Genomic DNA, 23,662 nt, shown 5'->3' with positions numbered 1-23,662 from the left:
AAAAAAATGTAAGGAGGATGTAAGGTAGCGAGAATGTTATTGCAAGGTTGGTCCTGCAAACTGAGAAGTAGAGAAGAAAGGAGCAAAACTATGAATATCATTGAAACACATAACCTTACGAAAACTTATTCTAGCTTTACAGCCGTCTCTGATGTCAATCTACACATACCAAAAGGAAAAGTATATGGATTACTTGGTCCGAACGGGGCCGGCAAATCAACAACAATGAAAATGTTTATGGGATTGACAAAACCGACAAGCGGGTCATTTACGATAAACGGCAAGACGTATCATAACGACAGGATACAAATTTTGAAAGAGGTTGGATCATTTATCGAAGCCCCTTCATTTTACGGGAATCTCAGTGGGGAAGAAAATTTGGATATTATTCAAAAAGTTTTAGATCTACCAAAATCATCCGTTGATGAAGCCCTTGAGGTTGTAGGATTATCCGAATGGAAAGGCAGATTGGCAAAAAAGTACTCCCTTGGTATGAAACAGCGATTAGGCCTCGCTAGTGCATTGATAGGTAGACCGCCGATTTTAATACTTGACGAACCGACAAACGGGCTTGACCCAATCGGGGTTCACGAAATCAGAACTCTAATTCGCTCTTTACCAGAAAGATTTGATTGTACCGTCTTAGTATCTTCGCATTTACTTTCTGAAATTGAACTAATGGCAGATAAAATCGGCATTCTTAATCACGGAAATCTTCTTTTTGAGGGCACGATTGAACAATTAAAGCAAAATGTTGCTGCCAAAGGACACCCGACTGATAATTTGGAGGACACCTTCCTTGCGTTGGTTAATGAAGATAACGCACAGAGGGGTGGAAAGAGATGATTCTTTCTCAAGAGTTTAAAAAGGTGAAACGAACTGGTTTTATTCCCACATTTTTAGTTGGCGGTCTGTTGGCAGCTGCATTTCCCGTTTTGAATACGGCAGTTCGATCTGAAAATTATCTTGGTTTACCGGATACACCTCTTCAAATACTTTTGGATGCAAATTGGCCAATGATGGCGATGTTAAACGTTTTGCTGATAGTTGGAGGTGCATGTCTTATGTATTATACGGAGTACGCAGACAATGCAATTCAAAAAATGAAATCCCTGCCATTAAAGGAGAGTACGATGTTCTTCGGAAAAGCTGTACTGTTGTCTATTATGTACGTAATCGTTCTTACTATCGAGACATTATCATTTATATTTAGTTCATTTCATTGGTTTGGTTTGTACAACGGGTTTTGGCTAGAACTAGGTAAAAGTTTTGGATACTTTTTTTTATTAGGATTGCCGAGCATAATGTTATCACTGCTTATCGCATCAGCCTTTAAAAATATGTGGGTATCCCTCGGAATTAGTGTTATAGGTGTATTTATGGCTACGATGATTTACAACATGAGCTTTATTTTATCGTTGTTTCCATATGCAATGCCTTTTCAGATTTTTGGAGGAACAGACCCTAATCGAGTTTTGCAATTTATTTGTGCAGCTTTCATCGGGATTATTGTTATTGGAATTGCAGAGTTAATATTTCTAAAAGTTAGGAGGTCATTCGAATGAGCTTTTTATCGCTTATTGGTGTTGAATTTAAGAAGATTAAACGCTCAAAAATTATACCCATATTACTTCTTGCTATGATAATTCTTTGGTTGCCTTCTATTTTGAATGCAGAAATGAATTTTAAAATGCAGGTAGGGATTTCTCCCGAAAATAACTTTTTGATACAAGGCTTATTAGGAATGGGATGGTTTATATATCCAGCCAGTATGGTTGTCGGAACATTGCTTTTAAACCAAAATGAACGAAGTAACAACGGCATTTTAAAAATGCTAGCACTACCGTTAAGTACAGCGAAATTAAATATGGCGAAATTTGTTGTGCTATTAACGCTTGCTGCAAGTCAGATATTGATGGCAGTTGGAATATACTATATTAGTGCGGCTATTGCGTCTCAAATAGAAAGCTATAATTTCATGCTTTCACCGCTATTTGTTTTGAAGGAGGCTGGGCTGATATATCTTTCGTCCATTCCGATGATTGCTGTTTTTTGGATGCTCTCAGTATGTGTAAAAACTCCAATTTTCGCAATCAGCATAGGTCTGGCATCAATTGTACCTTCAGTTTTAATGATAAACACAAAAATTTGGTTTTTATACCCGATGTGCTACTCATTCTTTGTAATCACTTCCGAGTATGGAAAACTTGCAACAAATCTTACGACCCAAGAAGTAACTCTAATACCGTGGCTTCCGGTGGCTTTGGCAATCACAATTCTTTGTTTGGCTATTTCTTGCATTCGTTTTGGGAAAGCAGAAAGGAGATGAGCCTATGAAAAATAATATATTAACTGCAATTAGTACCATTATGCTCTTTATCCCGTGGACAATCCTACCACTTAGAACAAACGCTTGGGCATTAGAGTCACCGGTAGCGGAAATTATGATTTCTTGTTATGCTGTATTTATGATTTTCAGCGGCATTTTTACAATTACTTCTTATGTGAAGGCACGGGTACAGAACAATCTTATGAAACTTTGTCTTGTGGCTAACAGTTTATACGCTATTTTTGGGACGATAGCAATACTCCAAATTATTTTAGGAGCATTATAATGGAATAAATAACATAATAATTCTTCAGAATCAGACGCTACTGTTGAAGAAAAAAATACTAATTTACAACCGAGGAGTATCATTACCTCCCCGGTTGTTTTTTATTTATTCATACTTCACAAACGCATCCTTAAATCCAGCTTTCTTCGCTTTTGCTAACTGCTTGTCTGCATTCGCTTTTACACTATAAGCGCCAATTTGCACTCGGTATAATTTCTTACCGCCAGTTGATGGCTTAGAAGTTCTTGTACCTTTCGCTAATTCTTTCTTCACATCTGCTCGGAAAGTAGCCATTGACTTTCCATGTTTAGAAAACCAATGACGCGGGTCACCATGATTACTAGCGATTTTCTTTTGGTAACCTTCGTAATGCCCGATGATGTTTTTCTCCGTTAATTTGTATTGTTTACATAGATAAGCACATAACTCAACCGCTTCTTTGTATACTTTATTAAAATAAGTTTTATCGGTTAGATTATCTTCACAAATTTCAAAACCAATATGTGTATTATTTGCATCTCCACCCGCATGCCAACCACGATGATTCCAAGGTAGCGTTTGGTATGTGGCAATAGATCCATCTTTTAACTTTCCGATGAATGCATGAACACACACTTGTCTGCCATCTGGACGTGGCTGGTTCCAGTGATTATTGTATGGATTCTTTCCTAACAAACCATCATCTGGACCAACGTAACGTTTTAAATTAGGAATGTTTGACCATGTAGTATGAATCATAGTGCATTTTGGTGTACTTCGTAACATATTGAGTGCTGATCATTTCCTGCAGTTGTGATTAAGAAGTATAATGGTTGTTTCCTTGCGTCCCCTGAACCATGAGTCATAACATCATATAGCCTTCGATTCGGCTGAGCGTGAAGTTCATCAAACACGACCCCATGAACGTTCAATCCATGTTTTGTATAAGCTTCCGCAAATAGCACTTGATAGAAGCTACCCAATGGTTTATAAATCAATCGTTTTTGTGAATGGACTGGTTTAAATCGTGCCTTAAGTGCGGGTGATTGTTCCACCATATCGACTGCAACGTCAAATACAATCGATGCTTGTTGCCTATCCGCAGCACATCCATACACTTCTCCACCATGTTCAAAATCGCCACATGTTAAAAGTAAGGCAACCGCAGCGGCAAGTTCTGACTTTCCTTGTTTCTTGGCTTCATCGTTCCAAAAATATCTCTTATAATTTGTTCTTGCCAATCTATCAAATCAAAGTTCTTTCCAAACCATTCACCTTTTGTATGCTTTAAACAATTGATAAAGTTTACTGCATGGTCTGCTGATTCCTTATTGTAAACTGAACCATCAGCTTTATAAATTGTCGGCTTATAATTTTCTAGTTTTCTGATTATCCTCACCTCCTATCAAACAATTTTTAAAAAACTAAGTGTATTTATAAAATTTTGCACAAAAAAAGCCCAGATCACACTTTCTGAGCTTAAAAAATCTATTTAATTGTTCAACAATCGCGCCCTATAACTGAACAATAAATTTTATTAATAATTAATTACTATCAAAAATGCTCCAATGGTAAGTGCATAAACCCCCATTAAACCTATTGATACTTTGGTTAATTTAGTCTTAAGGGAAAAACCTTCTTTAATTCCAAACTTAAATAAACTGACTACAAATGTACAAATAGCAAGAAATAAAGAAGCCATAGCGATTAAAACTATAATGGATGCGATTTGTTCCATTACGACCCCCTCCTTTCCTAAAATTGAATTTATTACAATGAATGCATTAATGATAGTGACAACAACTAATATTTGACTAATACGATATCCATAAATATCCCTTTCACGGAGTTCCATATCCCACGCATCTACAACACCTTGAAATAAATCAAATACTGTTTTAAATGAAAATTTCATTTGTTTTAACACCTCAGTGAACTCATCTCCATATCGTTCTCTCCAACGTTTAGGATACAAATAAATGAGCCACTTCATACTAAGCCGAGCCTTTTCATACCCATATTGGTTACCTTTTGAATTTCTTTGATTTGTTCAGCTAAGTATATTTGTCCTTCTTCAGTTAATTTGTAAGGTTTTTTTCGATCTTGTGACTCAACTGCACTTATATAACCTGCCTTTTCTAAGCGTGAAATGGCTCCATACAACGTGCCAGGTCCTAATTTAATATCGTAACTTTTTTCAATGTCCTCCATAATTGCATAGCCGTGACGATTTTGTTCAGCAAGACTTATTAAAATAAACAATGCTGGTTCTGAAAATTTATTTTTTGCCATATACTCACTCCTTTTCATAAGTATTACGTTTAACGTTATATCGTATAATGTAATAATAAAACATATTAAAAGTAAAGTCAATATAAAAAGCCATATTAAACAATATGGCCCGTTTGCTGAACATTCAACTTTGTTTATACCTTATCATAATTAGTCATACTTCTCTAATTCTTTCGCTTTAGATTCGCTTTCTAAAATAACGTCATCTTTTTCATCAGAATCTTCAACAGCCTTTCATGAAAATTCAATATCAAATCTCGTACTATTAGCCCCTTCTATAATAGTTAAATAATCATAGCAGCTTGGTTGTTCAAGCGGTCTGCCTTCATTCATAATATAGACCATCGCATTTACTGTCTTTTTATCGACTTTAACTTTCATCATTTCTTTTCTATATAGATGGGGACATCCTTCATAACGGTCAAGTGCCTTTTCGTCATTGGCGTAATCTGCCACACATGGGCTGGAACACTTTCCCCTTACAAGGTTCAACCGTTGCAACTGCATGACCGTGTGGCCCCCTAAAAGTGAGTTTGTAGTCCTTTATTTCACTTGTTCCTATTACTTTGGCGGTTGGACTTCTGTTTGCCATTTGTTCTAGATTTAAATTTGATCCTAAGGCAATTTATACTTTACTCATTTTGCTCATACCGCTCTGCTTTAACCTTATAGTTGCTTATTAATCTATTCAATTTTTCACCCCGCCAACTCAACCCCACTTCTAGCTAACATATCGTTTTATTTCTGTTCAAATAAAAATAAGATTCCCCAGCTTTGACTTTCTCCAAAACCACTGGAAAACCTTATTCTATCAACACTTCAATCGCTAATATATCTATTCCCTAGACATCAATGCTACCAACTCCACATGTGTCGTATTCGGAAACATATCCACAGGCTGCACTTCATTTGTACGATACCCGCCATCTTCTAATATTCGAAGATCCCGTGCTAACGTTGATGGATTGCATGACACGTATACAATCCGTTTCGGTTCCATTTCGATCATTGCTTCAAGGAATTCTGGCGCACAGCCTTTTCTTGGTGGATCCACAACAATCACATCTGGATCTAATCCTTCGCGTTTCCATTCCGGCATGATTTTCTCGGCTTGCCCAACAACAAATTCCACGTTGTTCATTTCGTTTAGTTTTGCATTTGCCTTTGCATCATGAATAGCTTCCGGAACAACTTCCACTCCGTAAACTTTCTTTGCTTTTTGCGCTAAAAATAATGAAATCGTACCGATACCGCAATATGCATCTATTACGACATCATTCTCATCAATTTTGGCATATTCCAGTGCTTTATCATAGAGCACTTTTGTTTGCACAGGATTTACTTGATAAAATGATTTTGCTGAAATGGCAAAAGTCAGTTCGCCAATTTTATCATGGATATATTCTTCTCCCCATAACACTTTCGTTTTCTCACCGAGAATAAGGTTCGTGCGTTGGTCATTAATGTTTTGCACAATGGATTTGATATTGGGGAATTTATCTGTTAGTTCTTGAATCAAAATTTCTTTACCTGGAAGTTTATTTGTTTTAGTGACCAAAACAAGCATCGTTTCTTTCGTTGCATAACCGGTCCGGATCATAATATGACGCAATACTCCGCGGTGATTCTCCTCGTCATATGCCTCAATTCCAATCCGGTTTGCGATTTTTTTCACTTCTGGAAGAATCTCATTAATTTCATCAGCCTGGCTGCTGCACGTATCCAAATCTTCAACAATTCGATGGCTGCGCTTTTGATAATAACCAGTAATGAGTTTTCCGTCTTTTTCACCTACTGGAATTTGTACTTTGTTTCGATAATGGAATGGATTATCCATCCCGATGATTGGATGAATCGGCACATGTTCCAGGTGTCCAATCTTTTTCATTACATTCCGTACTTGATTTTGTTTCATTTGCAGTTGTAGGTTGTAGCTCATATGTTGCAACTGACATCCGCCGCAATGTACATGACATGTAGGGTCAACCCGTTCTTCGCTTATATTTTTTAGTTCAATCAATTTACCGAACCCGAAATTTTTATTCACTTTGATTACTTTAACAACCGCTTCTTCCCCCGGTAGACCATTCGGGACAAATAATGGATAGCCCCCTACTTTCCCGACACCATTTCCTTCATGTGTCAGGTCTTCAAAAGTCAATGTTACGTATTCATTTTTCTTTACAGGAGCAATTGATTTTGCCATGTTAATCTTCCTTTAAACCTTCAATTTGTTGATGGATAAATATTTCCGGGACGATCATTTCAATATGCTTGTTCAAGTTGACAAATTCACCAGGCAGCAGTCCGCCATATTCTCCGTCTACATTTAACTGCATTTTCTCCGTCGGGGTGACTTTGATCCGTTTTGATTTCGTATAAATGATATTATCATTATTCAAATGCGCGCCTCGGAGTGCAAGGCTTGCGATATGAATGAATTCTGCTAAATTCACTTTCTTTAAAATAAGCATATCGAAATAACCATCATCAAGCTTGGCGTCAGGTGCAAGCTTTTCAAAACCTCCGACCGAATTTGAGTTGGATATTAGAAATAACATAATATCTTCATCGAGGACATTGCCGTCATACTCGATTCTTGCTCTTGCCGGTTTTAAGGATGGGAGCATTTCAATTCCTTTAATATAATAGGCAAGCTGGCCGAGGACGGTTTTCAACTTGATTGGTACCTCATAGGTAAGCTCGGTTAACCGGCCACCACCTGCGATATTAATGAAATATTGGTCGTTCACTTTACCGATATCAAGATCCATTGTCTCGTTGGCAACAATAATTTCAAGTGCTTTCTTAATATCCCGCGGGATATTCAACGCTCTTGCAAAATCGTTTGTTGTACCTGCTGGAATGATGCCCAGCTTCGGACGGTAAAATTGTTCTGCAATCCCATTGATGACTTCATTAATCGTGCCGTCACCTCCTGCTGCAATAAGGAGATCATATTGCCGCTCAACTGCACGTCTCGCTTCTTCCATCGCATCGTTCTCGCCTGTCGTCGCATGGGCAGATGTTTCATAACCCGCAATTTCCAATGTCTCAAGGATAAGTGGCAATTCTTTTTTAACTGCCTCCTTCCCTGAAGTTGGATTATATATCACACGCGCTCTTTTCATTCGTATTCCTCCCTGATTTTCATAAGGGCAACTGTCAATGTAAACTCTATTCTCCATCATAAGCCTTTTTACTAAAATTTAAAAGCAGGAGCTTATATCCGTTAAATTTAAGCCTTGCCTTTCATAAAAATCGAGTACTAGCTCGGTTATTCCTTTTTCACCTTATTGGATGCTGCTATTTGACAAGGTTTGCTGCGCTTATCATACAAACGATCGGAAAGATTACTCCTTCAGAACATAAGAGTACCTCTATCCATACGAATGACATAAGGGATCAATCCTTCAAGGAATTAGAGCACCTCTATCCATACGAAGGAACGGAAGGATCAAATCTTCAAGGCATTAGAGCGCCTCTATCCATACGAAGGAGAGAAAGGATCAAATCTTCAAGGCATTAGAGTGCCTTTATTTATACGAACAAGCATAAAGATTAATCCTTCGAGGGATATAGAGGACGCACGTTCACTTTTTGACCGGTAGAATGCATCTATTAGACAATTTGACGACTTTAGTCCATCTTATATATAAAACAACACACCCACTTAAATTATAATAGCTAGGCAACATCTGATAAAGTTATTGGTTCATTTTATTTTATACAGTGAAAGAAAAGCGGGAACCCTATCATTTGACAGCATTCCCGCTTTTCTTTGAACTTAACGTTTCTCTAATTCTTCTTTCAATATCTTATTCACCATCGACGGGTTCGCTTGACCTTTTGTTGCTTTCATCGTCTGACCGACGAGGAAGCCGAGTGCGCGGTCTTTCCCGTTCTTGAAGTCGATAATGGACTGTTCGTTCTCATCAAGAACCCCGTTGATGATTTCTTGCAGTTTCACAGGGTCAGAGAGCTGGACGAGCCCTTTTTCATGAACGATCTTCTCCGGATCGCCGCCTTTTTCCACAATCTCTGCAAATACTTTCTTCGCGATTTTAGAGGAAATCGTTCCATCTTCAATTAGTTTGATTAATGTTGCAAGAGATTTCGGTGTGATGGCAAGATCATAGAGCTCCTTCAAATGCTTGTTCATATAAGCAGAGACTTCACCCATGAGCCAGTTTGACGCTTGTTTGATGTCTGCGCCTTCCGCAATTGCTGCTTCGAAGAAATCAGCCATTTCCTTTGAGCTTGTAAGTACTCCAGCATCATACGCTGAGAGTTCAAGTTCTTTTACATAACGTTCTCTTCGTGCATCTGGAAGCTCGGGGATTTCACTCTTGATTCGTTCTTTCCATGCGTCATCGACATATAAACTTACGAGGTCCGGCTCTGGAAAGTAACGATAATCGTCTGCAGCTTCTTTCACCCGCATAAGAATCGTTTCTTTTGTCTTTTCGTCATAGCGGCGGGTTTCTTGTTCAATCACACCGCCGGAAAGCAATACCTTCTCTTGGCGTTTCTCTTCAAATTCAAGTCCTTTTTGAACAAAAGAGAAGGAGTTCAAGTTTTTCAGTTCAGCCTTTGTTCCGAATTCTTCTTGGCCAATTGGACGTAAGGAAATGTTCGCATCACAACGTAAGGAACCTTCCTCCATCTTTACATCCGAAACACCTGTGTACTGGATAATATTCTTTAATTTCTCTAGATAAGCATATGCTTCTTCCGGCGTACGCATATCAGGCTCGGAGACAATTTCAATTAACGGAGTACCTGCACGGTTGAAGTCGACATAAGAATAGCCGTCATCTCCGTGGGTTAATTTACCAGCATCTTCTTCCATATGGATACGGGTAATTCCAATTCGTTTCTTTTTCCCGGCTACTTCGATTTCAATCCAGCCATTTCGACCAATTGGATTTTCATCCTGGGTGATCTGATAAGCTTTCGGGTTATCGGGATAAAAGTAGTTCTTGCGGTCGAATGTCATATTTGTTGTAATTTCACAATTCAATGCCATTGCCGCCTTCATTGCAAAATTCACCGCTTCTTCATTTAGTACAGGAAGTGTTCCTGGGTAGGCCAAGTCAATCGGGTTCACGTTCGCGTTTGGATGGTCGCCGAAAGCATTGACACTAGGACTGAAGATTTTAGATTTTGTTTTTAATTCAACGTGTACTTCTAAACCAATAATCGTTTCAAAATTCATTTAGCCGCACCTCCAATATCGGGGCGTTGTTTATGAAAGTCTGTCGCTTGTTCGAATGCATGGGCAGCACGATAAACCATTGCTTCATCAAAATGTTTACCGATGATTTGCAGTCCGATCGGCAATCCTTCACTTGAGAATCCACACGGAATCGAAATTGCCGGGACACCTGCAAGGTTTACAGGGATTGTTAAAACATCATTTGCATAAGCTATCACCGGGTCATCCATTTCTTCGCCTAATTTAAACGCAGTTGTTGGCGCAGTCGGCCCAAGGATAATATCATATTCTTCAAAAATTTGCTCGAAATCATTTTTGATTAGCGTGCGAACCTTTTGCGCTTTCTTATAGTAAGCATCATAATATCCCGAGCTAAGTGCAAACGTACCGAGCATAATCCGGCGCTTTACTTCTTCACCGAAGTTTTCACTTCTGGAACGCTTGTACATATCAATCATGTCTTCTACATTTTCTGCGCGCACTCCGTAACGAACACCGTCAAAGCGCGCAAGACTTGCTGACGCTTCTGCTGATGCAAGTATATAGTATGTGGATAACGCGTACTTCGAATGTGGTAAGGACACCTCTTCACAAGTTGCCCCGAGGGATTCGTACTTTTCAATAGCTGCTCTAACAGCATCTTTAACTTCCTGTGCAACACCTTCACCAAAGTATTCTTTTGGTACAGCGATTTTAAGACCTGCAACATCTTTTGTTAAAGCATCGGTAAAGACGGGTACCTCGAGATTTGCACTTGTTGAGTCTTTCTCATCATGTCCGGCAATCACTTCTAGAACCCTGGCATTGTCCTCAACCGTACGAGTAATCGGACCAATTTGATCCAAGGAAGATGCAAAAGCAACTAAACCAAAACGGGAAACACGACCATACGTCGGTTTCATTCCAACAACACCGCAAAATGCTGCAGGTTGGCGAATTGATCCACCCGTGTCAGATCCTAAAGCAAACTTAAGTTCACCTGCCGCTACTGCAGCTGCTGAGCCACCACTGGATCCTCCTGGCACACGGTCTGTATCCCATGGATTTTTCGTCTTTTTGTATGCTGAGTACTCTGTACCAGATCCCATTGCGAACTCATCCATGTTTAATTTACCGATTGTAACTGTTTTTTGTTCTTTTAATTTCTCAACTACTTCTGCGTCATAGAGCGGATCATTAAAGTTTTCTAATATCTTGCTTCCGCTCGTTGTACGTAAGTCTTTCGTAACAATATTATCTTTAAGTCCGATTGGAAGACCGAAGAGGCTCTTCTCTTCCGAACTCTCATCCAACTCTTTTGCCTGTTTCATGGCATTCTCTTCATCCAGCGTAATAAAGGCCTGGATTTCATCATCAACTTCCTTGATCCGATCAAGGGAAGCTTTCACTAAATCTTGGACCGAAATCTCTTTATTATGTAGCTTCTCTTCAAGCTCCTTAATCGAGTGGTCAAATAATGACATGGGATTTCCTCCTTTATAAAGGTGGTTCAAAAAGTCTGGTGAAAAGGACACTCCTTAAAAGAAGTGATTCTTCTAAGCCCTCCACGTCCTGTGGACAATGTAGAAACGTCATCCTACACGCAAGAAGCTCGTTAGCTTGCTTGTTTTCCCGTCTCCCAGTACAATTCTGGTACTGGGAGCTCTTGCCGCTCCGAACTTCGACGCACAGGACGTTGTGTACTTAGCCGACCTCGGTCCTTTTCATCCTCTTTTGAACATTCTCTTATATGAACTTTCAATTACTCAGAAAGAATAGATGGTACGCGGAATTGACCGTCTTTATGATCAGGAGCATTCTTCAGCGCTTCCTCTTGGGTAATCCAATCCGTTCTTGGTTCATCTTTCCTCATAACGTTTTCTAACTGAATTACATGGGTTGTTGGCTCAACATTTGTCGTATCTAGTTCCTTGAGCTGTTCTGCATGTTTAATGATCGACCGTAATTCTTCTGCAAGCTTTTCTGCTTCCTCATCTGTAATATGAAGTCTCGCCAAATCAGCAACATGCATTACTCGTTCTTTTGAAATATCATCTGCCATCGCTCGAACCTCCTAGCTTTATCAAATAAACTCATTTATTACATTTTAATATTATATCACTAATGATGATAGCAGAGAAGTCTGGACATTAGCAAGCTAACCACAAACAGCGATCGTTTATCCATTTTAAACAAAAAAATTCCTGAAATGATTATTTCCATTTCAGGTAAGCTGTTTTCATTATTGGGGATAATAAAAACGAATGAATCTACTGATTTTTTTAATACTCTCCTACATTATTGAAGATAGGCGGGTGTCGCTCTCCCCAAGTCAAATCGTCTGCATCTGTGTTTACCGCAAAGAAGACTCCTGAAACTAAGATTGCTGCGAGTGCAAAACCAGATAATAGCTTCTTCATTTGTACATCCCTCCTTTAAATGTTAGATAACTCTTTATATGAATCATTAGCGAGTTTGTAATATTTCGTCGCATCCTTATACTTATGGATGCTTTCGTAATGCTTAGCAAGCATCGTCGCAAAAATAAGTGTATTTGCATGATCCTTCCGTTTTTTCAGGAATGGAATGAACTTATCCTTAACTAGATTCACAAATTTCTTCGCTTCACCATTAATCGAGTGATGATACGTCCATATCACATAATGGTAAAATTCATAGACTCTATTTTTAGGATGCTTTTTCAATAATTCCAGTGCATCCCCAATCATTTCATTCGCTTTATCAAACTCTTCCATGTCGTAATAAACTTTAATCAGTTCTGTCAGAGCTGGTACTTTATCTTGAACAATGATTTCCTTATCATCTACTATTTCCAGATAATATTTAATTGCTTCCTTATTTTCACCTTTGGTTGCGTACAAGTAACCAAGATTCTGATTGGTGAGTTGGATGAGCTCCCGATTACTGTTTAGGCCGGCAAGATGTTTAGCCAAGTTGTAATTTTCAATCGCTTTATCATACATTTTGATGCGGCGATAAGATATTCCTAAAACGATATGACTTTGCGCGCAACGCATGAAATGATACTTTTTCATAAAGGTATCTAATGCCTTGTTCGCATATTCAATCGCTTCTAACGTGTGTCTTAACTTGCTGTATGTAATGGAAATCGTATAATGCAGATCAGCAACTTCATCTTCTGTCACTTCGAGCTTACGTGTTAATTCTTCCGCTTTTAGGTATTTATCAAGGGCAATCGCTGTTTCACCTGTCTGCGAATAATAATTCCCTCTGTATTTAAACCAGAAGTAAAGCTCCCTTGTTTCAAATGAAGTGGACATCTTATTTAATTTGTTAATCTGGTCAAGAGCCTTATTGTTTTTATCCAAGAGAAGGTAATAGCGAATCTTATGAATTTCGAATAAAAGCATGCTGCCAGACAAATTCGTATCCATCAGTTCTTGCAGCTCTTTGTAAGCTTCCGTAATTTCATCCTGTTGTCGGTTGTAGAATAGCATGCTGAACCATTCTTCACATTTTTCTTCAATCACATCATCCATTGTTTGGCCTAGTTCAATGCCAAGTCGGTTACATAGCAGCTGGATTATATGTGTACTTGCTTCTGTCTTCAAGTTCTCAATCTTTGACAGGTATGATACGGAAACGATTCCTTCTGCAAGCTCACCCAAGGTCATTTTTTGTTTTGTACGTTGCATTTTGATGAATGAGCCAATTTCTATCATATGTTCCCCCTGCCACCTCTACTAAAATACTATATCTACTCGCTATATTTATATTATAGCATAATTTCTAAAAATTCATATTGGGAAAATTATTGACTATAAGTAGCGATTATCTAGGTTAAAATTTTCCTATTTTCCTCAAAAAAGAAAAAATGCCATGTTAATTGTCCAAAAGAGCAATTAACATGGCATTTCTTTATATCTATTAAATTACAGCATTTCTGACGTTGTCTTACCTTGCATATGCTGAATAAGGTAGTCTGGACCGCCTGCTTTTGAGTCGGTTCCGGACATGTTGAAACCACCGAATGGTTGGTAACCTACGATTGCTGCGGTACAGCCACGGTTAAAGTAAAGGTTCCCAACATGAAAGTCAACTCGTGCTTGTTCCAGATGCTCGCGGTTATTCGTGATAACGGCCCCTGTTAGACCATATTCAGTGTTGTTTGCAATCTCAATTGCCTCGTCAAAGTCCTTAGCTTTCGTTAATGCAACAACAGGACCGAATATTTCTTCCTGCATAATGCGGGCTTTCGGATCGACATCAGCAAATACAGTCGGTTTAATGAACCAGCCTTTACTGTCGTCCCCTTCACCACCAGCAACAAGTTTTCCTTCCTCTTTCCCAATTTCAATATAGCCCATAATCTTATCATAGGCTGCTTGGTCGATAACCGGTCCCATGAAATTATGATTGTCTGTTGGGTCTCCATGAGTCAATTCATTCGTTAGCTCAATCACGCGATTCTTTACTTGATCATATACATCTTCATGAATGACTGCGCGTGAGCAAGCAGAACATTTCTGTCCAGAGAATCCAAAGGCAGATTGAACGATAGATTCTGCAGCAAGCTCTAAATCTGCTTCATTATCTACCACTATCGTATCTTTTCCACCCATTTCAATGATTGTACGTTTTAGCCAGATTTGTCCTTCTTGGACAACTGCTGCACGTTCAAAGATACGTGTACCAACTTCACGGGAACCTGTAAAGCTGACAAAGCGTGTGCGTGGATGTTCTACAAGGTAATCCCCCACTTCGCTTCCTGGTCCTGGAATATAGTTGACGACACCTTTAGGCATTCCGGCTTCTTCCAGAACTTCCATCAGTTTATAAGCGATGATTGGTGTTGCACTGGCAGGTTTTAATAAAACAGTATTACCTGTTACCATTGCAGCGGTTGTCGTTCCAGCCATAATTGCGAACAAGAAGTTCCAAGGAGAAATGACAAGCCCTACTCCTAATGGAATATAATGAAACTGGTTATGTTCAATCGGACGGCTATTTACCTCCACCCCGTCTTTTATTTTAAGCATCTGACGGCCATAGTATTCAAGGAAATCAATTGCTTCAGCTGTATCTGCATCTGCTTCTTTCCAAGGCTTGCCACCCTCTTTTACAAGATGGGCACTGAATTCGAACTTGCGACGACGTACAATGGCTGCTGCACGGAATAAAATGTCTGCGCGGAAATTCGGATCTGATTTCCTCCATGTTTTAAACGTTTCATCGGCGACTTCCATCGCTTTATCCGCGAGTTCTTTATTTGATTTCGAAACAAACCCCAGTACCTCTTCTTTATTTGCAGGGTTTACGACTTTAATTTTATCTTCAGTTGTAATGCGTTCGCCACCAATAATGAGCGGGTATTCTTTACCAAATTCCGCTTCAATCTTCTTTAGAGCATCTTCCATCTTCCTACGGTTTTCCTCTACAGTAAAATCTGTGAAGGGTTCGTGTGTGTATGGAACTACCATGTAAAAAAACCTCCTCCGTGATTTTGTTGCAATACTAGATTGCAATTCTACTTTATTCCCATCTATTATTGTAACGAAAGTAGTGTAACCGTTCAATAAAAAACGCTTACACGAAAAATAAAATAGACTCGAAGGATAGCAGTTTCTGATTATCCTCCGAGTCTAGTTCTATTAATGATAGATATGAATGGTCGGTTGTTCTTCCTTAGCGTTCCGGTAAATAAGACTTTCCACATTGTTGCTCGAGGTAACATTAACCTCTAAATCATAATAATTCGGGAAAATTTTTTGCACTTGGTCATAGGCGTATTGGGTAAAACCAATTACTTCCGCTTTCCCGTAAAACTCGATTGGGACTTCAATCGTTAGTTGTTGCAGTTCGCCATCGACATAGAAGCCGCTGCCGATCGCCCCGACATAGTTTGGAAAGAAGTCGGCAATTTTATTTCCGAAGTTATTAAAATTCTCATAGTCTGTTAAATATTTATCACGCGCTTCATTGGATGGGAATAGAACATATTCTTCATCAATATCTTCCCAATTACCAATTTTCTTCTCTCCACTTGGAACAAGAGTTTTCGTGACATAGTTTCCCGGTACAGGCGAGTTCTGCGCCTCCTCCCGGTAGAGCGCGATTAAAATTGGTACATCGGGAACGTCTTCTGATTCCCGCAGACGCTCCACAACACTTTCTGCAACTTCATAGCCCTTTGCAAGCATCTCGTTCATTGATATATCATAGTAGAAATAATCTCCACCTTGTTCCAATTGGTAACGATAGACCGACTTCAGAGCGATACCGATTGAAATTCCTGCAACTTGTACGGCATTCTCCTCATCATTCTCCTGTTGCAACAAATAGTTTTGCTCTAAAATATGCGAGAAGATACGTGGATTGTTTTCATTCGCTTCCTTATCCCAATCCTGTAAATCATCCGGTCGCTCCGGGTTAAGTTCATCTATCCAATTAATAACTGTCTCCTCATCCAAGTAGCGTCCTTCCTGAAAATAATAATCCTCTGGGTCAAAGTAATCGACGGAGTGACGTCTCAACCCTTCTTCCATCTCATCAATATCAACGCGGTTTGCCACTTGATTACCGATTATACCACGCGCTTCACTCGTCCGGTATGGAAGGATCATGCGATATGCCTTTTCCCCCAAGTGACTGCTTGGAACGATGGACGTTTCAACCTCCGTATCTTCCTCATTCTGTAAGACCTCATCATCACTATCCAATGATGGTGCACAGCTTGTAAGCACAAGGAGGGCACATAATAATAGAACCGTCAGCTTTTTCATTTTTCTTCACTCCTTGCCTAACCATCTAACGCTTCCAACAGCTGTTCTTCGTTCCAAATTGTAATACCAAGCTCTCTAGCTCGATCATATTTCGACCCTGCTGCTTCCCCGGCAACGACAAGTCCCGTCTTCTTGCTTACACTGCCGGTTACTTTTCCGCCGAGGGCTTCGATTTTTGCTTTCGCTTCATTTCTGCTTAACTTTTCTAATTTGCCAGTAAGGACGACCGTAATATCCATAAATGGACTATCCTCAGCACCGGTTGCTTTTTTCGGTCCCGTGTACTCCATGTTCACCCCAAGATCTTTTAGTTCTTGGAGCATTGCATTCACTTTATCCTCGGAGAAATACTGTTCCAAGGAATCTGCCATCTTTTCCCCGATTTCATCAATAGCAACAAATTCATCGTACGTTGCTCGCTGCAGACGTTCCATCGTTTCAAATTCCTGGGAAAGAATCTGGGCTGCTTTCTCCCCGATAAATCGGATGCCGAGCCCAAATACTAATTTCTCCAACGAATTGCCTTTTGAAGCTTCGATTGCGTTCAGAAGATTGGATACCGATTTCTCTCCCATCCGTTCAAGTTCCAACAGTTTCTCCCGCTCTAGACGATAGAGATCTGGTATCGTATGAACTAATCCTTCATTAAATAACTGCATGACAAGCTTTTCCCCAAGTCCGTCGATATTCATCGCATTCCGCGAGACGAAATGGATCATCCCTTCGATCAGTTGCGCCGGACAGTTTGGATTAATACAACGGAGCGCCACCTCTTCTTCCAAACGGACAAGTTCTGTATTACATGCTGGACAATGGGATGGCATTGCAAATTCAGCTTCCTCACCAGTCCGTTGTTCTTTCACTGCACGGACAACTTTCGGAATGATGTCCCCTGCTTTTTTAACAACGACTGTATCCCCAATCCGGATATCCTGTTCGCGGATAAGGTCTTCATTATGCAAGGATGCGCGTCCCACTGTCGAACCGGCAATTCGAACCGGCTCTAAAATACCTGTCGGAGTAACAACACCGGTACGTCCCACACTCAACTCGATATCGAGCAGTTTCGTCACCACTTCTTCTGCCGGGAATTTATAGGCAATCGACCATCTCGGGCTCTTTGCTGTAACCCCGAGCTCCTCTTGTTGATTCAAATCATCAATTTTTATGACGATCCCATCGATCTCATATGGTAAATCTTGGCGTTTCTCCGTCCAGTAATTGACAAATTCTATTACTTCTTCAATAGTATCGTATTTCTTCCATTCCGGATTTGTTTTGAAGCCGAGTTCTTGCAAACGTTCCAATCTGGCACTGTGGGTAGGGAGTGTATTACCTTCCCAGACACCGACAGCATACAGAAAGACATCCAAGTTCCTGCTTGCAGCGACTTTCGGATCCAATTGGCGTAAGGAACCTGCGGCAGCATTACGCGGGTTCGCAAATAGCTCCTGATCCTTCTCTTCCCTTATTTTATTCAAGCTTTCAAATGAAGCTTTCGGCATGAACACTTCGCCGCGTACTTCAAGGGTTTCCTTATCTTTAATCGTGAGTGGGATACTTCTTACCGTACGCAGATTCACGGTAATGTCCTCTCCCACCATTCCGTCGCCTCGTGTCGCACCTCGGACAAATTTGCCGTCCTCGTATGTCAAGGAAACGGCGAGTCCGTCAATTTTCAGTTCGCAAATATAGGAGAAATTTTCCCCAAGTGCATTCGTGACCCGTCTTGCAAAATCCCGAAGCTCCTCTTCATTGAAAGCATTGGACAGACTAAGCATCGGTACTTGATGGCGTACTTTCTCAAAGCCTTCAATCGGTGCACCGCCGATCCGCTGTGTAGGCGAGTCTGGTGTGATGAATTCCGGAAATTTCTCTTCCAGTTCTTCCAGTTCTCTTAATTTTGCATCGTACTCTGCATCCGGTACCGTTGGCTTGTCGAGCACGTAGTATTCATAACCGTATTGATTAAGCACTTCCTTTAATGCATCAATTTTTTCTTTAGCTAGTTGTTTATCCACTAGAGAAAGCACCTCTATTCTTTCGTTATCGGAGCAAATTGGGCGAGCAGGCGTTTAACACCTGTTGGCGCCGGGAAGGCAATATCAAGTTCCATCTTATCTCCTTCGCCCTGGACACGGACGACCGTGCCTGTTCCCCACTTCTTATGATTCGCCTTATCGCCTGCTTTCCATTCCTCTTCAGCAGCGGTTGAAGCTTGGGCTGTTCGCCGCGCTTTTCGTTTCGGAGTGAACGTCTCTTCCGTCCGTCTTGCAAAGGAACTGCCGAACATGCTTTGTTTTGCTTGTTCCATTCCTTCCAGTAAATCTTCCGGAATTTCTTGGATGAAGCGGCTGATCGGGTTCATATTCGTACGACCATATAACGTACGCATCTTGGCGCTCGTTAAATAAAGTACTTTTTCCGCACGGGTAATCCCGACATAAGCAAGCCTACGTTCCTCTTCCATCTCATCTTCATCGAACATGGAGCGGCTGTGCGGGAATACATTCTCTTCCATTCCAATTAAAAATACAACAGGGAACTCCAGCCCTTTCGCTGCATGGAGCGTCATCAACGTTACTTTCCGCTCCGTCTCTTCTTCTTCATCCATCTTGTCGATATCAGCAATTAATGCGAGATCCGTTAGAAAGGCGACAAGAGATTTATCTTCTTCAGCACTCTTTTCAAATTCCTTCGTTACCGTTTTGAATTCCTCTAAGTTCTCTAGGCGGCTCTGGGATTCAAGGGTTTGTTCCCTTTTTAACATTTCTTCATATCCCGTTCGTTCGAGCACTTGCTCGACCATATCAGTTGCAGTAAGGAATTCCTGCTGCTGTGCCAAGCTTTGGATCAACTCGCCGAACTCCGCTAGTGAACCTGCAGCCCGTTTTGATACACCTGTGAAGTCCACTTCTTTTACCGCTTCATAAAAGGAAATATCATGCTCCGCTGTATAAGCTCTTAGTCTTTCCACAGTCGTTGCACCAATTCCACGCTTCGGTTCATTTACAATCCGTTCAAAGCTGATATCGTCATCCGGATTCGTGATTAAGCGCAAGTATGCAAGCATATCTTTAATTTCTTTCCGATCATAGAACCTTGTTCCACCGACCATTTGGTAGGATATGTTCGATTTCATAAGTGTATCCTCTACTGCCCGCGATTGAGCGTTCGTCCGGTAGAGGATAGCTATATCATCTGGCTGATAACCATCTTTTATCAATTCACGAATTTCGTCGGCTATAAATAGGGCTTCATCTTGTTCCGTTGTTCCTTCGTAATACGTGATCTTACTGCCATCATCATTTTCCGTCCAGAGATTTTTCGGTTTTCTTCCGGCGTTATTCTCAATCACGTGATTGGCAGCTTGCAGGATTAGTTTCGTTGAACGGTAATTCTGCTCAAGAAGAATGGTTCGTGCACTCGGGTAGTCCTCTTCAAAGGTTAAGATATTCCCGATATCCGCACCTCGCCAACGATAAATGGATTGGTCCGAATCTCCAACGACACAGAGATTCTGGAAACGGTTCGCAAGTTGCTTCACAAGGAAATATTGCGCATGGTTCGTATCCTGATACTCATCGACATGAATATATTGAAATCTGCGCTGATAATATTCGAGTACTTCCGGCACCCGTTTGAACAGAATAATCGTCTGCATAATTAAATCGTCGAAATCAAGTGACTGGTTTTTCCGAAGCATGGTCTGATAGCCGGAATAAACTCTCGCTACCTGTCGTTCAAAAAAGTTCCCAGCCTTCTCTTCAAATTCTTTATCTGTTATCAGTTCGTTTTTCGCCGAACTGATTTGGCCAAGCATTGCCCGCGGATCATATTGCTTGGGGTCAAGATCAATATTTTTTAAAACTTGTTTCACAACCGAGAGCTGATCTGCACTATCTAAAATTGTGAAATTCCGATTGTAGCCAATCCGGTCGATATCTCTTCTCAAAATCCGCACACACATCGAGTGAAAAGTCGATACCCACATATACTCTGCCTCTGGTCCGACGAGACGCATGACACGTTCACGCATTTCCCGTGCTGCTTTATTTGTAAAGGTAATCGCTAAAATATTTCTCGGTGCGACTCCTTTTTCTTCTAATAGATAAGCAATACGGTGTGTCAGCACCCTCGTCTTTCCACTGCCCGCTCCAGCCATGATAAGCAAGGGACCCTCTGTATGCTTCACCGCTTCCTGTTGTTCCTTATTAAGTCCAGCTAATAACTCATTCGTTGTTCGGCTCATTTTTTACCACCGCCTTATTCATTCTTCACTGCTTCCACAGTCTGTAATGCTTCTTCTATATTCGTATAAATGCTGTTGCCGACAATGACGACATCTGCATATTGTTTCATCTCTACTGCTTGCTCTTTCGTTTCAATTCCTCCGCCGTAAAAGAGCTGCGTATCATCCAGTATACCACTTACCGTTTCAACAAGCTCCGGATCACCGTATTTCCCGCTATATTCGACATAAAATATCGGGAGATGGAATACATGTTCCGCCATATAGGCATATGCTTGCACGTCTGCTGCATCAGGCATAAAACAATTCGTGTATGTAAATGCTTTGGCCTCTTCGTTTAAAATACAGTAACCTTCAAAGAATATTTCACTGAATTCCATCAGATCACTATATTCCTTTATCGCTTGGTGCTGCACGTCCATCATATATTTCTTCTCCTTGGAGTTCAGGACCATCGGAATGAAATAATAATCAAATCCGGGAGTAAGTGCTTCCTCCTCTGAAACCTCAAGAATACAAGGAATCTGATGGTTTCTTCTTATTCGATGCAGTAAATCAAGCACCCCGTCCAGCGTAATATTATCGGTTCCGCCAATAATAATGGCATCTGTTCCCGACTCACAAACTGCGTCTAAATCTTCATCAGATATTTCCTTCGCGGGGTCTAATTTAAAGATATGTTTCCACTCGTTTAACACATTAGATTGATTCGTCAACCGCTCCATCCTCCATTATGTTCTTCCATTGATTTATTATAACAAAAAACACGCTGGGAAATTAGGATTTTATTGTGGAATTTAAAAGGAATATTGATAGAGGTAAAAAAACAGCAGAAGATGCTACTCTCCTGCTGTCTTTGTTATTGGCTTTCTTGTTCTCTGAGGCGATCGACGACTAGTTTATAGCCATCACTGCCAAAGTTTATACAGCGGCGCACCCTTGATATGGTTGCAGTCGATGCGTTAGTGTCGGTTTCAATCGAACTGTATGTGGAACCTTCCAAAAGCATTTTTGCCACTTGCAATCGTTGAGCGAAAGATTGAACTTCCGACATTGTGGCTAAATCATCAAAGAATTGATAGCATTCTTCACGATCCTTTAATGATAAAATGGCATCAAATAATAGATCCAATTGTTCTCCTCTTAATTTATCAATTTGCAATGAAAACCCTCCTGATTCACTTTAGGGTAAACTTGCTCCAATCATATTAATTGGATATCGTTACGGACTGCTCCATACCCGGATCATTCGGTACGACATTAATCCATGTCTTACCCGGCACAAAGCCAACCGGCTGCCCGTCCTTCATTGGAACAAGTCTACCATTATCGTTCTGCCACTCTACTTCTTGAACTTTACCATTCTGAATGAGATAGGCATTTCCTCCAGAGTCAAAATCAATATTCCGTCTGCCAGCATCATCAATCACTTCATGAAACGTTTCAATAATGAACACATTGGCGACTTCTACAGATGCTCCTGTATTCAAGTCCACCGTTTCCTCCTCATTACTATACCTTTTATATGTTCCCTTGCTTTCATCAAAAACATATTGCACGGTTTCCAGGGGATTTTCACTATAAACTATTTCTACCCGTTCGGCTGTTTCCCCTTCAATTGCCGCAGTTTCTTCTTCATTTAAAAATGGTAATGGCTCATATTCAGCTGTCATTTCATAGCCCTTACCTTCAGCCGTCTCGTTGATGGCATCGGTTAGTAAGTAAGAGTTATGAGGCGCTTCTCGGGAACTATCCCGTGTAAATAACTGACCATCATTATCATAAGTCGAACCATTTAAGAATTGGATTTCTTGATCGATAATCATTTGATCAATAAAATCTGCCGCTCCGTGATATACGTAAAGAGCTCCGTAGCGGTTTGCCAAGTCAAAATAATATTCCCGGGCACTGCGTACTGGCCCGATTGTTTCCGGGATTTCACTTTGGAAGAGCGCAAGCAATCTTGTAATTTTTGCTTCTGCTAAAATCTCAAATACAATATCCGCCTCAGCTAGTCCCGATTGCGGCCGAGCTTGTCTATGGTTGTTCACCATCACACCAATGATGCGGTTATCGACTGGTTCATCTGCATAAAGCCCGGTTAGAGGATATTGATTCTCACCTTCCGCTTGCTCGATGCCGTCCTTTTCACCTCTGCCTGTCCCCTTCTCCTCTTGTTTCGAAGCACTTCCATCATCTTTTGAGCAGGCGACTAATAGAGCTCCAATGATTACAGTAATAAGTATTAATTTTCTCATCGTCCCACAACTTTCTATTCGCGTATTTTGGTAAATTCACCCTTATTATACGCGTTACAGAATCTGCCCGCCACCTCTTCTTGTAATCATTTATCTCTATCATACTTTATCACTTTAACACTGTAAAGCTTAACGTGTTTTCACAAAAAACTGGGACAGGGGATCAGAGCCAATGTCCCGCTCACCAACTGGCGCAGTTGCCTGACCCTCTGTCCTACGATTGTTTATCGTGGACAATATTGATATAATATGCTTAGAATCTACATTATTAATCTCATCATTATATCCTCGGAGGAAGTGAAGAA

22 protein-coding genes and 1 pseudogene are annotated in these 23,662 nt (G+C 40.5%); 4 read left to right on the top strand and 19 right to left on the bottom strand.

The genetic code is table 11. From position 1 onward, the window contains the following. The first annotated feature begins 90 nt into the window (after window positions 1-90). From IEX94_RS16690 to IEX94_RS16675, 4 genes are read left to right on the top strand one after another with little or no spacing between them, the layout of a single operon-like run. Window positions 91-846: an ABC transporter ATP-binding protein gene (locus tag IEX94_RS16690; protein ID WP_188859066.1), complete on the top strand. Its 756-nt coding sequence runs from the start codon at window positions 91-93 to the stop codon at window positions 844-846. Continuing rightward, window positions 843-1,565, top strand: a complete 723-nt coding sequence (locus IEX94_RS16685) for an ABC transporter permease (protein WP_188859064.1) — start codon at window positions 843-845, stop codon at window positions 1,563-1,565. The genes IEX94_RS16690 and IEX94_RS16685 overlap by 4 nt, the downstream gene beginning before the upstream one ends. Beyond that, the gene (locus IEX94_RS16680; protein ID WP_188859062.1) at window positions 1,562-2,329 is read left to right on the top strand and encodes an ABC transporter permease; all 768 of its coding nucleotides are present in this window, start codon (window positions 1,562-1,564) and stop codon (window positions 2,327-2,329) included. The genes IEX94_RS16685 and IEX94_RS16680 overlap by 4 nt, the downstream gene beginning before the upstream one ends. A gap of 4 nt (window positions 2,330-2,333) precedes the next feature. Then, window positions 2,334-2,615: a hypothetical protein gene (locus tag IEX94_RS16675; protein WP_188859060.1), complete on the top strand. Its 282-nt coding sequence runs from the start codon at window positions 2,334-2,336 to the stop codon at window positions 2,613-2,615. Between the two features lie 105 nt (window positions 2,616-2,720). Here IEX94_RS16675 and IEX94_RS16670 read toward each other — a convergent pair whose 3' ends face one another. The 19 genes and pseudogenes from IEX94_RS16670 to IEX94_RS16580 all read right to left on the bottom strand — a co-directional run bounded on the left by IEX94_RS16670 (window position 2,721) and on the right by IEX94_RS16580 (window position 23,357). Beyond that, on the bottom strand, window positions 2,721-3,353 hold the full coding sequence (locus IEX94_RS16670) for an N-acetylmuramoyl-L-alanine amidase (RefSeq protein WP_229782769.1): 633 nt from the start codon (window positions 3,351-3,353) through the stop codon (window positions 2,721-2,723). Further along, window positions 3,353-3,984: pseudogene (locus IEX94_RS16665) on the bottom strand (terminase large subunit domain-containing protein); the annotation flags it as partial. The pseudogene IEX94_RS16665 and the gene IEX94_RS16670, both read right to left, overlap by 1 nt. Before the next feature lie 147 nt (window positions 3,985-4,131). Next, complete coding sequence (locus IEX94_RS16660) at window positions 4,132-4,509, bottom strand: hypothetical protein (protein ID WP_229782768.1); 378 nt, start codon at window positions 4,507-4,509, stop codon at window positions 4,132-4,134. Window positions 4,510-4,583: 74 nt separating this feature from the next. Continuing rightward, entirely contained in the window at window positions 4,584-4,886 is a 303-nt protein-coding gene (locus IEX94_RS16655; RefSeq protein ID WP_188859054.1) for a PadR family transcriptional regulator, read from the bottom strand. A gap of 234 nt (window positions 4,887-5,120) precedes the next feature. Continuing rightward, window positions 5,121-5,393, bottom strand: coding sequence for a gamma-glutamylcyclotransferase family protein (locus tag IEX94_RS16650; protein ID WP_229782767.1), 273 nt, complete (start codon window positions 5,391-5,393; stop codon window positions 5,121-5,123). Between the two features lie 328 nt (window positions 5,394-5,721). Then, a complete protein-coding gene (gene rlmD, locus IEX94_RS16645; RefSeq protein ID WP_188859052.1) occupies window positions 5,722-7,092 on the bottom strand; it encodes a 23S rRNA (uracil(1939)-C(5))-methyltransferase RlmD in 1,371 nt (456 codons plus the stop codon). Between the two features lies 1 nt (window position 7,093). After that, window positions 7,094-8,017: a diacylglycerol kinase gene (locus IEX94_RS16640; RefSeq protein ID WP_188859050.1), complete on the bottom strand. Its 924-nt coding sequence runs from the start codon at window positions 8,015-8,017 to the stop codon at window positions 7,094-7,096. Between the two features lie 656 nt (window positions 8,018-8,673). Beyond that, window positions 8,674-10,104: an Asp-tRNA(Asn)/Glu-tRNA(Gln) amidotransferase subunit GatB gene (gene gatB / locus IEX94_RS16635; protein WP_156856860.1), complete on the bottom strand. Its 1,431-nt coding sequence runs from the start codon at window positions 10,102-10,104 to the stop codon at window positions 8,674-8,676. Then, a complete protein-coding gene (gene gatA, locus IEX94_RS16630) occupies window positions 10,101-11,567 on the bottom strand; it encodes an Asp-tRNA(Asn)/Glu-tRNA(Gln) amidotransferase subunit GatA (RefSeq protein WP_156856861.1) in 1,467 nt (488 codons plus the stop codon). Before gatA ends, gatB begins: the two co-directional genes overlap by 4 nt. A gap of 278 nt (window positions 11,568-11,845) precedes the next feature. Then, window positions 11,846-12,145 carry an Asp-tRNA(Asn)/Glu-tRNA(Gln) amidotransferase subunit GatC gene (gene gatC / locus IEX94_RS16625; RefSeq protein ID WP_156856862.1) on the bottom strand — a complete coding sequence of 100 codons (300 nt, stop codon included), beginning with the start codon at window positions 12,143-12,145 and terminating at the stop codon, window positions 11,846-11,848. 220 nt (window positions 12,146-12,365) lie between these two features. Further along, entirely contained in the window at window positions 12,366-12,503 is a 138-nt protein-coding gene (locus IEX94_RS16620) for a hypothetical protein (RefSeq protein WP_156856863.1), read from the bottom strand. 15 nt (window positions 12,504-12,518) lie between these two features. After that, complete coding sequence (locus IEX94_RS16615) at window positions 12,519-13,787, bottom strand: helix-turn-helix domain-containing protein (protein ID WP_188859048.1); 1,269 nt, start codon at window positions 13,785-13,787, stop codon at window positions 12,519-12,521. Between the two features lie 210 nt (window positions 13,788-13,997). Then, a complete protein-coding gene (gene pruA / locus IEX94_RS16610; RefSeq protein WP_188859046.1) occupies window positions 13,998-15,545 on the bottom strand; it encodes an L-glutamate gamma-semialdehyde dehydrogenase in 1,548 nt (515 codons plus the stop codon). Window positions 15,546-15,716: 171 nt separating this feature from the next. Further along, window positions 15,717-16,847, bottom strand: coding sequence for a CamS family sex pheromone protein (locus IEX94_RS16605; protein WP_188859044.1), 1,131 nt, complete (start codon window positions 16,845-16,847; stop codon window positions 15,717-15,719). A 17-nt stretch (window positions 16,848-16,864) separates the two neighbouring features. Continuing rightward, the gene (ligA, locus tag IEX94_RS16600) at window positions 16,865-18,868 is read right to left on the bottom strand and encodes an NAD-dependent DNA ligase LigA (protein WP_156856867.1); all 2,004 of its coding nucleotides are present in this window, start codon (window positions 18,866-18,868) and stop codon (window positions 16,865-16,867) included. A gap of 14 nt (window positions 18,869-18,882) precedes the next feature. Then, window positions 18,883-21,099 carry a DNA helicase PcrA gene (gene pcrA / locus IEX94_RS16595; protein ID WP_188859042.1) on the bottom strand — a complete coding sequence of 739 codons (2,217 nt, stop codon included), beginning with the start codon at window positions 21,097-21,099 and terminating at the stop codon, window positions 18,883-18,885. Between the two features lie 14 nt (window positions 21,100-21,113). After that, window positions 21,114-21,815: a heptaprenylglyceryl phosphate synthase gene (pcrB, locus tag IEX94_RS16590; protein WP_373290852.1), complete on the bottom strand. Its 702-nt coding sequence runs from the start codon at window positions 21,813-21,815 to the stop codon at window positions 21,114-21,116. Window positions 21,816-21,958: 143 nt separating this feature from the next. Then, window positions 21,959-22,261 (bottom strand): YerC/YecD family TrpR-related protein, encoded by a 303-nt coding sequence (locus IEX94_RS16585; protein ID WP_188859038.1) that lies wholly within the window; start codon window positions 22,259-22,261, stop codon window positions 21,959-21,961. A 46-nt stretch (window positions 22,262-22,307) separates the two neighbouring features. After that, entirely contained in the window at window positions 22,308-23,357 is a 1,050-nt protein-coding gene (locus IEX94_RS16580; RefSeq protein WP_188859036.1) for a DUF3048 domain-containing protein, read from the bottom strand. Window positions 23,358-23,662: the final 305 nt, after the last annotated feature.

Origin of the sequence: Oceanobacillus indicireducens, from assembly GCF_014647195.1 — a bacterium.
Lineage (GTDB): Bacteria > Bacillota > Bacilli > Bacillales > Amphibacillaceae > Oceanobacillus > Oceanobacillus indicireducens.
Note: the sequence above shows the minus strand (reverse complement) of the source record. Positions and strands in the feature narration are given on the sequence as shown.

Coding starts and splice junctions, on each gene's coding strand:
- IEX94_RS16690 (WP_188859066.1), top strand. CDS start 91: ATGAATATCATTGAAACACATAACCTTACGAAAACTTATTCTAGCTTT.
- IEX94_RS16685 (WP_188859064.1), top strand. CDS start 843: ATGATTCTTTCTCAAGAGTTTAAAAAGGTGAAACGAACTGGTTTTATT.
- IEX94_RS16680 (WP_188859062.1), top strand. CDS start 1,562: ATGAGCTTTTTATCGCTTATTGGTGTTGAATTTAAGAAGATTAAACGC.
- IEX94_RS16675 (WP_188859060.1), top strand. CDS start 2,334: ATGAAAAATAATATATTAACTGCAATTAGTACCATTATGCTCTTTATC.
- IEX94_RS16670 (WP_229782769.1), bottom strand. CDS start 3,353: ATGATTCATACTACATGGTCAAACATTCCTAATTTAAAACGTTACGTT.
- IEX94_RS16660 (WP_229782768.1), bottom strand. CDS start 4,509: ATGAAATTTTCATTTAAAACAGTATTTGATTTATTTCAAGGTGTTGTA.
- IEX94_RS16655 (WP_188859054.1), bottom strand. CDS start 4,886: ATGGCAAAAAATAAATTTTCAGAACCAGCATTGTTTATTTTAATAAGT.
- IEX94_RS16650 (WP_229782767.1), bottom strand. CDS start 5,393: ATGCAGTTGCAACGGTTGAACCTTGTAAGGGGAAAGTGTTCCAGCCCA.
- rlmD (WP_188859052.1), bottom strand. CDS start 7,092: ATGGCAAAATCAATTGCTCCTGTAAAGAAAAATGAATACGTAACATTG.
- IEX94_RS16640 (WP_188859050.1), bottom strand. CDS start 8,017: ATGAAAAGAGCGCGTGTGATATATAATCCAACTTCAGGGAAGGAGGCA.
- gatB (WP_156856860.1), bottom strand. CDS start 10,104: ATGAATTTTGAAACGATTATTGGTTTAGAAGTACACGTTGAATTAAAA.
- gatA (WP_156856861.1), bottom strand. CDS start 11,567: ATGTCATTATTTGACCACTCGATTAAGGAGCTTGAAGAGAAGCTACAT.
- gatC (WP_156856862.1), bottom strand. CDS start 12,145: ATGGCAGATGATATTTCAAAAGAACGAGTAATGCATGTTGCTGATTTG.
- IEX94_RS16620 (WP_156856863.1), bottom strand. CDS start 12,503: ATGAAGAAGCTATTATCTGGTTTTGCACTCGCAGCAATCTTAGTTTCA.
- IEX94_RS16615 (WP_188859048.1), bottom strand. CDS start 13,787: ATGATAGAAATTGGCTCATTCATCAAAATGCAACGTACAAAACAAAAA.
- pruA (WP_188859046.1), bottom strand. CDS start 15,545: ATGGTAGTTCCATACACACACGAACCCTTCACAGATTTTACTGTAGAG.
- IEX94_RS16605 (WP_188859044.1), bottom strand. CDS start 16,847: ATGAAAAAGCTGACGGTTCTATTATTATGTGCCCTCCTTGTGCTTACA.
- pcrA (WP_188859042.1), bottom strand. CDS start 21,099: ATGAGCCGAACAACGAATGAGTTATTAGCTGGACTTAATAAGGAACAA.
- IEX94_RS16580 (WP_188859036.1), bottom strand. CDS start 23,357: ATGAGAAAATTAATACTTATTACTGTAATCATTGGAGCTCTATTAGTC.